Below are 14,759 nucleotides of genomic sequence, written 5' to 3'. Positions count from 1 at the left end.
AATTAAGCCGCGCCACTCATTCAACGGGAGCGGCGCAAGACATGAAGCCTCCCAAGCCAGGCCGTCATCACGGTCACCTCTCCCAAATCTTGTCCAGAGCCTCCTCCAGCGTGCCGTCTTTGACCGCCGGCAAGGCATCGAAGCGCGCGAGATGATGCCGCTCGATGCGCAGCTCCTCGTCGAAGCCCAGGACAAAGGCACAGGCAATGCGGTAAATAATCTCCGTCGGCGCCAAGCCATACACCTGATGCGCGAAAATATGCCGTAAACGCTCCTCCGCCTGCGGGAAACGCGCCTTCATCGCCTCGCTGCGGAAAAGGCGTTTGACAATCTCCGCCACATATAGACCCGACTTCATGTAGAGGTCGATAAACGTCTTGTCGGGGTCATCGAAACAGCCCGGAGACTCCTCCTCCAACATATCGACCATCTTCATGACAAGATGCTTGGGCGTGAAAATCTGATTCGTCTTTTGCGGCGGAATATAATCGAAAATATCCTCCGACTGCGACTCATCAAAATAATTGCCTAATTTCTTCTTCAACGCCAAGAACTCCTGAACGGCATCATCAAAAACAATCGGATCAAAACAATGACCGTCAAAATGCTTCCGGACACCCTCATCTTCGTAATCGCACCCATCGCGCAAGATGCGGAACTGCTCTAAAGAAATCCCCGTCACCTCTCTAAAGACCTCATCGGGAAGAATCGTATCGAAATTATCCAGACAGGTATTCTCGTCGCCATACGCCATCAAAAAGGCGGGGATCGTCCGCGCAAAGCCACGCAAATGACCGCGAATATCCTCTTCAATCGCCTCCTTCTTCCTGGTAACCTTCTCGGTTTCCACCGTATCCACCACAGCCTGTTTGGCCTTCTTCTCAATCTCTGCCGCTGCCTCCTTCAACTCCTCTCGATACCGACGCTCATTCTCCCTCTGCTCGGCATCAAAACGATCCTGAATCGCCTGAACCTCGGCCTCACTCTGCCCCTTGGCATGCGCCTCGTCGAGAGCCCTTTTCTTTGCCTTCTCCGTCTCGTGGCGATTCTTCTTGTGCGTCGTCGCTGCCTTGCCGACCGCGACCGTCGCCTGATTCTGCAACTGCTTTTTGAGACGATGTTCAGACGCTCTACTCATCTCATCGCCATAGTGCGTCTTGGCATCCTGCAGGGTGGGGTTCACCACAGTATCCACCAATATCGTCACTAAATTTTGTGCGGCCTTCTTATCCGGCGCGTTACTCGTCGAGACCTCATCGATCTTCGTTTGCGTCACAACATTGTCGCTGTATATCTTATCCCCGAAAAGCTCCCCTGTCTTACGGGTCAATTCATCCAAGGGCAACACCACTTCACCCTTTTCATTCAGGGGCAAATCCGCGGCGCCGTCCAACAAACCGCCCTCTCCCTGACCGCCCTCCTTCGCCTTGGACGGCTTCTGCTCCTTCACCGTCGGCAGTTGCCCGAGGATATCCGCCACCTGACGCGGCGCCGAGAAAATATTCCCGATATTCTGGAACAGGAAATTGCTCATGAACCCACGGCGCACCACCTCGACGGCATGAATCTTGCGCGGCACGGACAACACCTTCTCCGCATCCAGAGCCACCATCTCCCCCTCCTCATCCTCCCCATAGACGGGGAAAAAATTCAGCAACTCGCGCACCTGCCTTTTGCGCGTCTCCCCATCGCCTCCGCCACTCACCGTCGCCGAACACAGGTCATTGGCGAACTGCTCAAAAATCACCAGCGTCCGCGCCGGTTCAAAATCAAACACATACGCATTCTCCTTGCGCCGCAACTCGTCCCCCTCCACGAACAGGCAGGGATTCTGCGCCCGGAACGCCGCCTGCATATACAGCGACGGACTCTTCACATTGCTCAGCATCAAGACCGCCGTCCACTCCGGCACCGTCACCCCCGTCGTCAACTGCCCGACGGAAAGCGTAATCGTCCTCTCGTGGGCGCGAATCGCCGTGCGCACCTTATCCAAGGACTTGAGCGTCGATGTCGCCTCCTCCTCCGCATCCGTCTTGCCATCGCCAGCCGCCACCACCACCTCGTACTCGCGGAAGACGGGATGCGCCTTCAACTTCTTCGCCAACGCCTTGGCACTGTCCACGCGGTCCAACAGCCAGAAACTATGCTTCACCTCGCGGCGCAAAGCCTCCGTCGAAAAGGGAAACTTCTCCTGCCCTGCCAAAGCCTCCAAAAACCTCTCCACCGCCTCATCATACTTAAACGAACCGTCACTCTTCGTGGCAAAAAACTCATTCAAGTCAAAAGCATAGGCCTCATTTTCGCCGTCATCGTCAAAATCAGCCCCCTGCTTCAGGCGATCGCGCACTACCTCAGACATCCGGTACGTATAAAGGTCCAACTGCGGCAAGGCGGCATAGGGATTTTCCTCCTCCGCCTCCTCCTGCCACTCCCTCTTGGCGCGCTGTTCATCGGCATAGGTCCAGTTGAAAATCGCCTTCTCCTCGAACTTTTCATTTGCCAAAGCCTTAAAAGGCGTCCCCGACAGATGCAGCGTCGCCCGACGCGCAATCTGCTCGAACGCCACATCCGCCCTGTACGTATCCACCCCCTCGTGCGCCTCATCCACAATCAGCAGATCCCAGGTCAACTTTTGCACATGCTCCAACTTATCGAACTCCCCGCCGAAATACAGAGAACCCTTCAAATCCTGCAGAGACACAAACTCGATATACCCCTCGGCATCACTCGGCAACTGCGCGCGCTCCAGCACATGGGGCAAGCCCCGCAGAGCATCCGCCCCACTGATGAAATAATACCCCGACTCCGTCCCCATAAAACGCACATAATCATCGTACCACGAATGAGCAATCGCCGGACGATTCGTCACAATCAACACCGTCCGCGCACCCATCTGCTTGCACAAATCATACGCCGCCAAAGTCTTGCCGAAACGCGGCTTGGCATTCCACAAAAACTCCGGGCTTTGCCCCGCGTGGCTCGCCATATAGAGCCGCGTCCGCTCGACCGCCTCCGCCTGCTCCGCCCGCAACACATAAGGCACCGCACCCGGCGTCTGCAACACCCCGCGATTGCGGGTAAACTCCCGAAAATGACCATGCGCCACCTCGGGCACAAGATGAAACCACTCCGAATTCCCCTCGCGTTCCACCTCCTTCTTGCCCAAGTAACGATGAAACGCCTTATCGTGAAACACCGTCCCGTCGGCAAAACGCGCCGACTCGTGCCATTCCAGGCAATAGCGCACATCCACCGTCTGCGTCTGCTGGCGGATGCGCACCTCGACATCATCCTGCTCGGTGTAGCCAATCTTCGTCCAGCCCTCGTGCCGCTGCACCTCTGGAGTCGTGTAGGCGTAACACTTCGGCTCAACCTTCTTCGTGCTTCGGATGTTGATGGTGTTCATGGATGGATTCTCCTTTTAGGCTCGTACACTCTGCACCGTGTTTTTGATGTATTCAAACTCAGCATCACTGAGGGACATGAGCTTCTGCAACTGACTATCAATATCCTGCGACCAGTCGATTAACTTGTTGTCAGAAGTATAATCTGACATATCCGGCACTTTCAGCGCCAAAGTTGTCAGAGCTTCATCCGTCATCAGGAAGGCATAGCGAATAATATAGCTCTTCACATAGTGGTAAAAATTCTCCGCTTCCTGCTTCGTTTCAAAAGAAGAAAGAGCAACCCTCGAACGACCGAATGCCGATTGATTGTCGATGATTTCCAACTGCCAATCTCTCTTTTGTCCCCCGGCGTTTGCACTGGAAACAACAACCTTCCATTTGGAGATGTAAGCCTCATTCGTCTGAATAATGCTTCTTGGTGCAACAAACCATGTCGTTCTGCCAGCTTTCCCGGCTCGGTCATTAGCATATAGCTTGATCTCCGTCTCGCAATCTACCGCATCCCCTTCTTGATAGAGGCGAACCTGATCTCGATTTTTTTCGACAAAATTACTCTCAATTCCAAATAGATTTCTTGAGTGCACATTATCGTTCAAATAAGGCAACTTGTTTCTTTGAACAAAATCCTCGATTTTCCTGACAACGGCTCCGTCGCGTGGGTCTAGAGGAAGGATATTTTCGCCGGGAGGCTCCAGCTCGACACCTGTTTTTTCTCCGCGCCGCATATAGAAGTAGCGGAAGCTTGGGGTCGTCTTGTGGGCATTTTTGACCACAATGGAGATGCCGTCCGCAATTTCGGCAACTTGTGCAGGGAAGAGATCGGTACTGTCGGGGTAATAATACAAGGTTTGTAAACGGCTGTCATTGATTTGTTGTAAGCCGAAATCCGCCATTCCTTTTCCAGAACGCTGAATCCATCGCCCTCCAGGATAAATCAAGACGGTAAGACCGGAGGAAATCTGATCCGCGCTCAGCTGAAAATGATGAAAAATGCTTTTACTTGGCAATTGTCCGTTGGAAAGGGATTTATTGGCGGTTTCCAGCTGATACGGCGGATTGCCGATGACAAAATCAAATTTCATGGTGGTGGATAGGTTGAGTTCAGAGAATCGAATCGTTTTTTTGCCGCGCCAGTCGCGGATGAGGCTACGGAGGGGGCGCCTTTCGGCTGTGATGGCGTAAAAATCAAATAAGGAATCCTCGGGCTTCCCCTGTTCCGTGGCAAAGGGAGTCGTCGCCGTCAGGCCGTCCATCTGCCAGAGATTCCACGAGAGGATGCGGGCAACTTCCTCTTGTTGGTGTCGGTTGAGGGGGCGTTTCCACAGGTGACGGTGGTACTCGCTAATGCTCAGAAAAAGATTGAGACGGGCGAGAAAGAGGCTGTCGCCCTGGTATTCGTAAGCGTAGGCGCTTTCGAGGGCGCGTTTTGCCCAGTGAAACCAGTCCTCTGCGGTGCAGGTATGCTCGCCGATGATACGCAGCTTGCGGTCGAGGATGCCGATGCGCTCTGCCAAGGAGATGGGGCGACCATCGACGGCATCGTAGCGCGAGACGAGAAAGGGGGCTTCGCCGCAGGTGATTTCCAGACAGCGGGCATCGATGTAACGCTCCCACGCGAGACGGCGGCCAGATGCTGTCGTCGGAAAGTCAATCGTCTTGCGCGTCGGCGTCCACGATGGAGCCTCCATGCGGTTAAAGACCTCCTCCCGCCCGAAGTAAACGGCATCGCGGGCGTTGATCATGGCGTTGCACAGCCAAGCAGGGGTAAAGACTTCGGCGGATTTTTTGGTGCGGTCGCGCTGTTCTTCCTGCGTCTTGCGGGTGCGCTCCTGAATCAGATGCACCTGATGGGGGTAGATCTCTTGATCCGCCGCATAGGACTCGCCGTGGGTAGTGTAGGCGTTGCAGGCCCAGCGGATGAAAGCGCCGCTCGAACGGTCGGCGAGGAGAATAGCCACAAGGGAGGCATCGAGTTGCGTCTCTCCCGAAGCCTCATTCCCTCGATGTTTCATCGAGGGAAGTAGAGTATAAATAATGCTCTTAACTTCAATGTTTTGATTCTCAATATATTATATTATTGAGCCAGACAAAGAAACAAGAAAAAAGGAAGAAAATTCTTCTCATTTTTTTCTTGTCATACAGGCATAACTACCGTTCCATTCCATGTTTTTGACAAGTTTCGTTATTTTGGGCTTGATGAAGAGTATTATTTATCCTGTTGCCATGAACACCGACGCTAGCACCGCCCTTGCCCTCCTCGCCTCTCTCCCCTTCTCCCTCACCGATGTTGCTCGTCTCATGCTGGAGCTGGTCGAAGGAAGCGGAGGCTCTTCCGTAAGAAAGAAAGAAGCTCTGCTCCTTCACTGCCGCCGCGTCATCGCCTTGGGGTGCGAAGCCGAGCATCTCGCCACGCAAACGGTCTCCTTCTCCAAAGCCGTGGCAGAAACCCTGCGCGTCAAGGCCGACCGTTCGGCGCTCACCCTGCGCGATATCCGCTCCTTCACGCAGAGGATGATGCGAGATGTGCCCGATCTGGCGGCGCGTCCCATGCGCTCGATGACGACGGCGGACTGTGCGGCTGTGTTGGAGAAAGTCTTTCTTTCACCCTCGCAACGTCGTCATGCGCGGGCGATTCTCTCGGGAGTGTTCACGGTGGCGTGGAAGAAAGGCTGGTGTGCGCATAATCCCGTGCGGCTGGTGGATGTGCCGCGCGTGACGGAGCGGGAGATCGTCCCCCTCCGTATCGAGGAAGTGCGCCGCCTGCTGCGGACGGCAGAGAGGGAGGAGTTTTCCCCCTGTGCGGCGGGCGTGGTGATGATGCTCTACGGCGGGATTCGTCCGTATGAGGTGCGGCGTTTGACCTGGGGCGATGTGGATTGGGAGGAGGGGGAGGTGCGGATTCGCCCGAGGCAGAGCAAGACGGGCGGCGGTCGGCAGGTGCCGCTGTCTCGCTCCGTGTTGGCATGGTTGAGGAGTTATTATCCGCAGGGGGCAGAGAGGGAGTCGGTTTTCATCTGTCCGCCAGATTGGAACAGGCGGTGGCGCGCTTTGCGCTCGGCAGCGGGTTTTCAGACATGGCGTCAGGACGTCCTGCGGCATACCTTTGCGTCGTATCATGCGAAGATGTTTCACGATTGGGGGCGTTTGCAGGCGGCGATGGGGCATCGGGACGGGACGCTGTTGCAGACGCGCTATGTGCATACGCAGGGGATTCGAGGATGCGAGGTGCGAGCATTTTGGGAGTTGGCGGCGTGAGAAGAGACGCAAAAAAGCGTTAACGCGGCCGTGCACTGCTCATTCCAAACACTTATTTCCATCCGGAAACATGACGGAGGGAATCCGCAGGAAAATCCCTCCGTTTTTTCAGCAGCTCACCATATTCCACAGGAAATTCTTGACTCTCCAGCCCTCTTGCCTCTTAATTCTTTCGCTTCACGTGCCGTCGTGGCGGAATGGTAGACGCGCTCGACTCAAAATCGAGTTCCAAAAGAGTGTGGGTTCGAGTCCCACCGGCGGTACCAATCAATAAACCCTGGGAGCTAAACGCTCCCAGGGTTTTCTATTATCAGTCGATAACGCTTCATTTCTCAAAGAGACTTCCCCGTAGTAATTTCAGGAAGGAATGAGACGGACTTCCGCACCCAGTCCGCGTCAGACAATGATCTGGCGGTGAAGTCCCGCTCCCCGTAAAGGTTCGAAAAACCATGGACAAACAACCTTTTGACCGGATTGCTCATGAGCGCTGCGCTTAATCGCGGGCAATCAGAAAAAAGAAATGGTTCATACCGCTTTTTCCACCGTCGGATTTTTTAAATCAGCATTTACTCCCGGCCTTATGCCGCTGCGGGCAGACAATCCCGGAGCGGCTGCTTTAAAAGTTTGTGTCACCAGGGCGTGTTCGTCTGATACCTCTATTGTATCAGTGGGAGCTATAAAAAAATATTGTCCGGGGTTTTCCGTTTCCAGGATAACCAGAGAAGAAGCGTCGCTAAGAAGCGCATGGATAGTACACGCAGCCGTACAAGTCAGCGCATAGGATGCGCCCGGTATGGTATTCACTTTCATCAAGCAGATTTAGTGCCGGAAACGGGAGAAAAGTCATCCATGCCGATACGTGCACATTTCCTGGCGGAAATTGGGGGAAAGTGAGAAAATGGAGAATAAGAAATGGCTCCGCCCAACAAAATACGCAATAAAATATTTATCTTAAATGAATTAAGAAATAATTACAAACCACCTGCAGCCGTACCGCTCAGGAATGTAATGCATTGATAACACCATATCATTTATACATTATCCGCCCACTTTACCTCATCAAAAAAGACCAGTAGCTTAAATCCTAAAACGATTTACAGAATATCAACAACTTGCAACAACACCAGCTCTCCTTTTGGATTCTGCGGGGCAGGCAATCCCTACAATTGGCTCGAATTCACGCAATGCGATACGTATATACAAGAGTATGACTTCGTTGCCAGCTTCTTCATTGGTTGAAACAGTAGCCAATAAAATCAAACAGATGATTCTCAGCGGTAGCCTGGTCAATATCCTGCCCGGAGAAAGAGAACTCGGGCACAGGTTATCCGTAGGCAGGGAAACCATCAGAAAGGCCCTGACCCTTCTGGAAAGGGATGCATGGATTGCCCCCCCACGCATCAAGGTTCCGAGGCGCATCCTGAAAACTACGGAAGAAGAAACGGTTAAAAATATCTTCTGCCATCCGGTTCAGGAAAAAAAAGAAATTCTCGGATTTCTGACGCCCCAGCCCCTCAAAAGGCTGGCTCAAAGCGTATTGGCGGAGATATATACCATCTCCAAAATTCTGGAGGAAGACGGCATCAGCGTCCGTATCTTTGAAGCTCCCTGGATCTTAGGCAATAACCCGGACAAGAGGCTTGCCAAGCTTGTTACCAAATCCGAATGCGTCTGCTGGATACTTCACCGTTCCTCGGAGCAAACCCAGCTCTGGTTCAAGACGCACCGCATCCCCTGCATTGTGCGCGGCACCTCCTACCAGAGCAGCAACCTTCCCTATCTGGACCGCCACTGGGCGGCCACCACGCATCATGCGGCGCAGCACCTTTGGAACAAGGGGCACCGAACGGTAGGCCTGTGCCTGCCTCCTGATCCGTTGAAGGGCCACCAGCTCATGCAAAAAGGTTTTTTCAGCTTTGCGGAACAGGGATGGAATCCCATCCTGGTTCCCACCCCGTTTGAAACGCCTCTCTTCTTTGAATACCTGGCCAAAGCGTTTAAAGAACATCCGGATATGTCCGCCCTGGTAGCCACACGGGGCAACCAGATCGTTCCCATCCTTTCCTGGGTGGAAGCCCGTTCGCTGAGCATTCCGGATCAGCTCAGCCTGGTCAGCCTGACGTATGAACCCTTCATGGAACGCCTGCTGCCCACGATCACCTATTATGAAGAGAACCAGACAAAAACGGTTCACAAGCTCATACGGATGCTCCGCTCCCTGACAGCCGGAAAAAATATCAAGAGCATTTCCGTCATTCCGGAAATATACCCCGGCCAATCCGTTTCCCTGCACGCACCTTCCGCATAATGCCTTTTTCCGGAAAGGAAAGAATCAAGGGAACAGGAAAACATCAACAGTCAAATATCCTGGCAGCAGGCAAAGAAGAATTCCTGCAGAAGACAGAATCTTCTTTCGGGAAACGTATCAGGGATATCCCCGCCATGATTGTTTCCGTACTTCCACGCTCTGCACGTTTTTTCCTCTTTTCATGGCTGCTTTGCTCCCTGACGGTCTTTCCGGCGCCACCCCTGCATGCGGATGAAGTCAACGTCATCCTTATCGGCGGACAGTCAAACGCCACAGGGCAAGGGTACGTCAACAACATTCCTCCCTGCTTCAAAACGGATAAACGGATTCTTCTGTACTATTCCGGCTCCCTCAAAGGGACAGAACCGGCAGAACAGCTTGTTCCCTTGAGCCCGGCATCCGAATCCCCCGACCGTTTTGGCGTGGAACTAAGCCTGGGAACAGCGTTGCAGAAAAAATTCCCGCAAAAAAAATGGGCCATCATCAAGCACGCCCGGAGCGGAAGCAACCTTTTCCGGCAATGGAACCCAGGAAAAACTTCTCAGGATAAGCAGGGGGAAGAATACGTCAAATTGCTCCGTACCGTCCGCAACGGAATGGAAGCCCTGAAAAAGCAGGGACATGCTCCTGTCCTGAAAGCCATGGTGTGGCAACAGGGGGAAGGAGACGCAAGGGACATTGCCGGCATCAAAAACGCTCTGTCTTACGGCGCCAACCTGAACAACCTGATTAAACGCATCAGAGCGGATCTGGAAGCCCCCGGTCTGGCCTTTATCTACGGCAGCGTTCTTCCCGTGCCCGCTCTGGCCCGTTTTCCGGGCAGGGAAAAAGTGCGGCAGGGGCAAAAGGATGTGGCGGAAGAATCCCGTACCTCCCTCTCCGTCAACAATGCGGTTTATGTCCCCGCAGATGATCTCCAGCTGCGCAGCATGGACTTCCGCACCCCCTATCCCACGGATACCGTCCATCTGGGCACGCATGGAGTTCTAGTCCTGGGAGAACGCTTTGCCTCCGCATTGGAAAAGCTCTGGGGACAAAAAAACTGACACCCCTGCTCTTTTTTCTTCCCCACTTTCTCCAGCCCCGGCAGCCCCATCCGGAAAACCAATAATGTTTGACATCCCTCCGGGCTGCGGATAGGTTTGACTATCATTTCATTCCCTGCCTCCAACGCCGTTGAAAGGGGGCGCAACACAACTCTCTCATCCATTATTGCCCATGAACCCATTGAAAGGAGCATGCATCATCGGCCAGTCCGGCGGCCCCACCGCCGTCATCAACGCCAGCGCACTGGGAGCCATTCAGTCCGCCCTGCAAAGCGAACAGGTCACGCGCGTGCTGGGAGCCGCCAACGGGATTGAGGGAGTGCTCAAAGAACGCCTGTTCGATATGGCCCGGGAAGACCCCGGAGAATTGGAATTGCTCAAATATACCCCAGCATCTGCCCTGGGTTCCTGCCGCTACAAGATGGCAGCCCCGTCCGTGGATGATACGGATTACCGCCGTCTGCTGGAAATTTTCAGAAAATACGACGTACGCTACTTTTTCTACAACGGAGGCAACGATTCCATGGATACCTGTAACAAGATATCCAAATTCATGCAGCAGTCCGGTTACGAATGCCGCGTCATCGGAATTCCCAAGACCATTGACAATGACCTTCACGGCACGGACCACTGCCCCGGCTTCGGCTCTGCCGCCAAATTTATCGCTACCTCCTGCATGGAAGTTCACCAGGACCTCCGCGTGTACGACAAGGGACGCGTCACCATTGTGGAAATCATGGGCCGCCACGCCGGCTGGCTGGCCGGATCCGCAGCCCTGGCCACGTATGCGGGAGCAGGTCCGGACCTGGTTTACCTGCCGGAAGTTCCCTTCCGCATGGAGGAATTCTGGCAGGATGTGGACCGGATTTACAGGCAGAACGGCAGCTGCATGGTCGCCGTCTCGGAAGGCGTGCAGTATGCAGACGGCCGCTTTGTTGCGGAATCCGGAGACAGGGACGTCTTCGGCCATACGCAGCTGGGAGGCCTGGGAGCCATGCTTGCGGAATCCGTCAAGCGACAAACCGGGGCCAAAGTCAGAAGCATTGAACTCTCACTCCTCCAGCGCTGCGCCTCCCATGTAGCCTCCAAGACGGATATCGATGAAGCGTATATGGCGGGAAAAGCCGCCGTGGAAGCCGCCGTTTCCGGCCAGACGGATAAAATGGTAGCCTTTGAACGAATCACGGAGAACGGCATTTATTCCTGCAAGACTAAATTGATAGGTCTGGAAGAAGTGGCCAATGTGGAAAAACTTGTTCCCCGCGAATGGATCAACGCCCGCGGCAATGGCGTGGAACAGCCGTTCATTGATTACGTTCTTCCCCTGATCCAGGGAGAAACGGCCATGCAAAAGGAATGTTCCCTGCCCCGCTTCGCGAAACTCAGGAAAGTGCCGGCAAAGCCGGAACAGCGGTAGCAGTTTCTTCAGGGAAGCGTTTTTCCTCATCAACCCGGCCGGATCTGTCTGCCCCACGCTCTTGCAGGTAAACATCCGGCTGGGGCTCTTCTCCCCGCCCGGTCTCTTGAAAAGGATGAAGGGAAAGACGGCGCAGCGGTTTCATTCATAAACGGGAAAAAACATTTCCATGGCAGGAATACTCTTTTTCCCTTATCCATAACACACAGTTTTACCATTTCGGAATCCTCCGCTTATAGAAAACCGCATCTTTTTCACTGAATGAAAATGGAGTCGGTTTTTTCCCATATTTTCTTATGGGACAATGCTTTTTAAACATATCAAAAACAAATAGAAAGAAACAGGTAAACAAAAAATCTTGCAGGCAAGGATGGAAAAAGGCTAAAATAATAAAGGAGTTCAACATTCGGCTTCTATCGTTTCGCGGCGCAAAACTGCTTGCTTCCGGATATTTTTCAGGAAACCGGCATGGAATCGCTCCCCGCTTGCCTATCCAAGTTTTTCCCGCATGCCATGCTCGATTATCTGTTTCAACATTTTTATTCAACGCTGGCCATCTTCTCTTTTTGCATTGCCATCCTGATTCTGAGAGCCCTCGGCAAACGCAGCAGTTTCTGGATTCCCGTCTCCACGGCCCCTTTAGGTTGCATAACCTTCCTGGCCGTCTTTCTCCTGCTGACGGCGGTCATTATTGGAACATTCGGCTTTTTCACCACAATTCCCATAGCGGAAAATCTGGCTTTTGCCCTGGCTTGGCTGGCAGCCATGGCTGCCGCTCTGGCCGTTATTTCACGCCTGACCGGCTATTACCTGCAGCAGGAACCATCCGCAGGCAGGCATTATCCGGAGGAATATGGAAAAATGATGTCAGCCCAGCTCCGGAACAAAGGCATCCTGCTGTTCGCCATCATCGGCATCATCAGCTGCGCCATTGACATCATTACGCTTCCCTTCCCGATTCCGGAACTCCCTCCGGGGTCACCCCTGTCTGCCGCCACCATGATTCCCCTGCCGCCGGAAGTACCTTTTGAAGTATGCATCTCCTCCCGTGTCACGACCAGGTTTTCCGGAGAATGCGATTTTGACGCGACCGTCCGGAAAAAGGGTGGCGGCAAACACGTTTTCCCCGCCATTTTGATCAATCCCGGGGGGAGAAGCGCCGTTACCATTTACAGGCTGTGGCCGGAGGACAAGCATCGTCAGGGCAGCCTGATTTTCACTAACGGAATACAAAGCTGCCTGCTTAATATGGATACCATGCAGATGAAGTCCCTGAACGGCCCCGCTTCCAATTATCCTCCTCCCTCCAGTGAAGACCTGTCCGGAGAAGATATGAATCTCCGCCTGGAAACGGTAGGACTGTACCGGGGGCTTTCCTTCGTACGCGGAGCGGAACACTCGGCTACAACGCGTTCTTATATTCTGAAAATTCTGGAAAACATGCAGGAGCGGGCGGAACGCCTCAAAGAAGCCATTGACAGGAACTCTCCCGAATCCTTAACCAAGTAACAAGCGGGTTTACTGTTGACTCAGCCAGGACGCTTCATCCCCGGCGGCGAATTTTTCAACTACTCCTTTTCACCGTGCCGGATGCCCTGGGCATCCAAAATTTTTTCATACCCCGTCAAACGCCTCTGGAAATCCTGAAAATTCTTATCCTCCTTCCGGGTCCACCCCGTCTCCGCATAAGCGGCAATACGGGGAAATACATGACGGTGCAGTTTCTCCACGTCCGCAATCCATTCCGTCCAGACCTGGCAGCCCAGCCCGATGACATTCTTCTGCTGCTCCGGGTTCAATCCCGCAAAAACGGGCTCAAAAGAATAGGACCTGGACAGAGGGAGCTTGTCATATCCTTTGTTAATGTAAGTCATGTGGGAAGTGGAATTCACCACCTGGCGGCCTTCCCTGATCGCCTTGGCGGCAATTTTATCGGACCCATACCAGAAATGAATGATAGCATTTGCATCCAGCTTGCCGAGCGCAGCTCCCCGGCCGCCGTCATTGTGCACGTCGGACCCCAGTATTTCATTCCACCCCATCATCCGGCGCCCCATCCCAGCCAGCATGCCGGAAATCCGATTCGTAAACATGATTTGAAGGTCGGGAAAAGTCTTAATGCCTTTTTTCTTCATGAACGCCTCAATGTGGGGCACGCCTTCCCAGTACTTTTTGTACCGCACCTCGTCACCGCCGATGTGAATGATACCTCCGGGAAAGAGGGAAGCCAGCTCTGTCATGATGTCTCCCAGGAACTGGTAGGTACGTTCGCTGGTGGGATCAAACGCCGCTCCGTCATTGAAACTCACGGGCACTTCCGCGAAAGGCCTGGCGGACAATTTCAACTCCGGATAGGAAACGATGGCGGCGGCGGAATGGCCCGGAATATCTATTTCAGGAACAATCGTTATATTCCTGTCGGCCGCATACCGGACAATGCGCCTGACCTGTTCCTGCGTATAAAAGCCTTCATGGGGCCTGCCTTCATACTTGCCGCTTCCCCACGTCTCTATCTCCGTATCTCTCCTCTTGCCTCCCACGGATGTCAGTTTGGGATATTTTTTAATCTGGATGCGCCATCCGGCATCATCCGACAAATGCCAGTGCAGGACATTCATTTTCAGGAGCCCCATTTGGTCAATCAGCCTCTTCACCTCCTCCTCTCCAAAAAAATGCCGTGCTTCATCCAGCATGAAGGCTCGCCAGGCAAAACGGGGATAATCCAATATGGAAAAAGGCTTCTCCGCTACATTCCAACTTACGCTCTTTTTGTCCGCATCATTGTTGAAAAAGGCGGCAGGCAGCATCTGCGCCAGACTTTGCCCCGCATAATAAACTCCTTTGGGAGTCGCGGCGCTGATGACGATATTTCCGGGAGCCGCTTCCAAACGGTATGCCTCCGGCCCGTACTGCTTCAGGGCAGCGTCCTTCACAACGCGGATTATTCCCGTACCGCCAGCCCCGTCCAGAGCCAATCCGGTTCCGCGTGACAAAAACTGCTGCAACAAGTGAGCCTGGCGCCGGAACTCCCCGTCCTTCTCCTTGCATATAATGCGCATTCCTTCACCCAGCTTCACGGGCGTTGCCGCCCCCTTGGCCTCTACCTTCACGGACACGGGCCGGGGTATTATCTGATCCTGAGCATTCACGGCCGTGCCGCATAAGCCGGAAAACAGAAAAAGAAACACATGGGAAACATGTCTGAACATCATGTTCAATATACACTGTTTTTCCCAGGAATCTTTCCTTTTCTCCCCAGTTTCTCTTCCACCCGTCAAAACCGGGGTGCAACATCCTCTCCACGAAGTGCCGTCGTGCCGGGCCGC

At 53.7% G+C, this 14,759-nt stretch carries 9 protein-coding genes and 1 tRNA gene; 6 read left to right on the top strand and 4 right to left on the bottom strand.

Features of this window, described 5'->3' with window-relative positions:
- Nucleotides 1–73: 73 nt before the first annotated feature.
- Together AMUC_RS08955 and AMUC_RS12890 are read right to left on the bottom strand one after the other, a co-directional pair.
- On the bottom strand, nt 74–3,406 hold the full coding sequence (locus AMUC_RS08955) for a DEAD/DEAH box helicase family protein (protein WP_012420710.1): 3,333 nt from the start codon (nt 3,404–3,406) through the stop codon (nt 74–76).
- Nucleotides 3,407–3,421: 15 nt separating this feature from the next.
- Nucleotides 3,422–5,419, bottom strand: coding sequence for an Eco57I restriction-modification methylase domain-containing protein (locus AMUC_RS12890; protein WP_012420709.1), 1,998 nt, complete (start codon nt 5,417–5,419; stop codon nt 3,422–3,424).
- Nucleotides 5,420–5,630: 211 nt separating this feature from the next.
- Between AMUC_RS12890 and AMUC_RS08945 the strand changes: the two genes are divergently transcribed.
- Complete coding sequence (locus AMUC_RS08945) at nt 5,631–6,662, top strand: tyrosine-type recombinase/integrase (RefSeq protein WP_167525145.1); 1,032 nt, start codon at nt 5,631–5,633, stop codon at nt 6,660–6,662.
- Nucleotides 6,663–6,845: 183 nt separating this feature from the next.
- Nucleotides 6,846–6,928, top strand: a tRNA-Leu gene (locus AMUC_RS08940).
- 259 nt (nt 6,929–7,187) lie between these two features.
- On the opposite strand, the gene AMUC_RS12690 is transcribed toward AMUC_RS08940, so the two are convergent.
- Nucleotides 7,188–7,472 (bottom strand): hypothetical protein, encoded by a 285-nt coding sequence (locus tag AMUC_RS12690; RefSeq protein WP_012420707.1) that lies wholly within the window; start codon nt 7,470–7,472, stop codon nt 7,188–7,190.
- A 397-nt stretch (nt 7,473–7,869) separates the two neighbouring features.
- Between AMUC_RS12690 and AMUC_RS08935 the strand changes: the two genes are divergently transcribed.
- The 4 genes from AMUC_RS08935 (at nt 7,870) to AMUC_RS08910 (ending at nt 12,942) form a co-directional block, all read left to right on the top strand.
- On the top strand, nt 7,870–8,970 hold the full coding sequence (locus AMUC_RS08935) for a substrate-binding domain-containing protein (protein WP_012420706.1): 1,101 nt from the start codon (nt 7,870–7,872) through the stop codon (nt 8,968–8,970).
- 134 nt (nt 8,971–9,104) lie between these two features.
- Nucleotides 9,105–10,016, top strand: a complete 912-nt coding sequence (locus AMUC_RS08930; protein ID WP_012420705.1) for a sialate O-acetylesterase — start codon at nt 9,105–9,107, stop codon at nt 10,014–10,016.
- Nucleotides 10,017–10,188: 172 nt separating this feature from the next.
- On the top strand, nt 10,189–11,433 hold the full coding sequence (locus AMUC_RS08925; protein WP_012420704.1) for a 6-phosphofructokinase: 1,245 nt from the start codon (nt 10,189–10,191) through the stop codon (nt 11,431–11,433).
- 513 nt (nt 11,434–11,946) lie between these two features.
- The gene (locus AMUC_RS08910) at nt 11,947–12,942 is read left to right on the top strand and encodes a hypothetical protein (RefSeq protein ID WP_012420703.1); all 996 of its coding nucleotides are present in this window, start codon (nt 11,947–11,949) and stop codon (nt 12,940–12,942) included.
- 59 nt (nt 12,943–13,001) lie between these two features.
- Here AMUC_RS08910 and AMUC_RS08905 read toward each other — a convergent pair whose 3' ends face one another.
- Nucleotides 13,002–14,645, bottom strand: a complete 1,644-nt coding sequence (locus AMUC_RS08905; protein ID WP_012420702.1) for a beta-N-acetylhexosaminidase — start codon at nt 14,643–14,645, stop codon at nt 13,002–13,004.
- Between the last annotated feature and the right edge of the window lie 114 nt (nt 14,646–14,759).

The sequence above is a fragment of the Akkermansia muciniphila ATCC BAA-835 genome, assembly GCF_000020225.1.
Lineage (GTDB): Bacteria > Verrucomicrobiota > Verrucomicrobiia > Verrucomicrobiales > Akkermansiaceae > Akkermansia > Akkermansia muciniphila.
This window is presented reverse-complemented; position numbering and strand designations above follow the sequence as displayed.

Excerpts from the sequence above, each read along its gene's own strand:
- AMUC_RS12690 (WP_012420707.1), bottom strand. The coding sequence starts at position 7,472 with ATGAAAGTGAATACCATACCGGGCGCATCCTATGCGCTGACTTGTACG.
- AMUC_RS08945 (WP_167525145.1), top strand. The coding sequence starts at position 5,631 with ATGAACACCGACGCTAGCACCGCCCTTGCCCTCCTCGCCTCTCTCCCC.
- AMUC_RS08955 (WP_012420710.1), bottom strand. The coding sequence starts at position 3,406 with ATGAACACCATCAACATCCGAAGCACGAAGAAGGTTGAGCCGAAGTGT.
- AMUC_RS08925 (WP_012420704.1), top strand. The coding sequence starts at position 10,189 with ATGAACCCATTGAAAGGAGCATGCATCATCGGCCAGTCCGGCGGCCCC.
- AMUC_RS12890 (WP_012420709.1), bottom strand. The coding sequence starts at position 5,419 with ATGAAACATCGAGGGAATGAGGCTTCGGGAGAGACGCAACTCGATGCC.
- AMUC_RS08935 (WP_012420706.1), top strand. The coding sequence starts at position 7,870 with ATGACTTCGTTGCCAGCTTCTTCATTGGTTGAAACAGTAGCCAATAAA.
- AMUC_RS08930 (WP_012420705.1), top strand. The coding sequence starts at position 9,105 with ATGATTGTTTCCGTACTTCCACGCTCTGCACGTTTTTTCCTCTTTTCA.
- AMUC_RS08905 (WP_012420702.1), bottom strand. The coding sequence starts at position 14,645 with ATGATGTTCAGACATGTTTCCCATGTGTTTCTTTTTCTGTTTTCCGGC.
- AMUC_RS08910 (WP_012420703.1), top strand. The coding sequence starts at position 11,947 with ATGCTCGATTATCTGTTTCAACATTTTTATTCAACGCTGGCCATCTTC.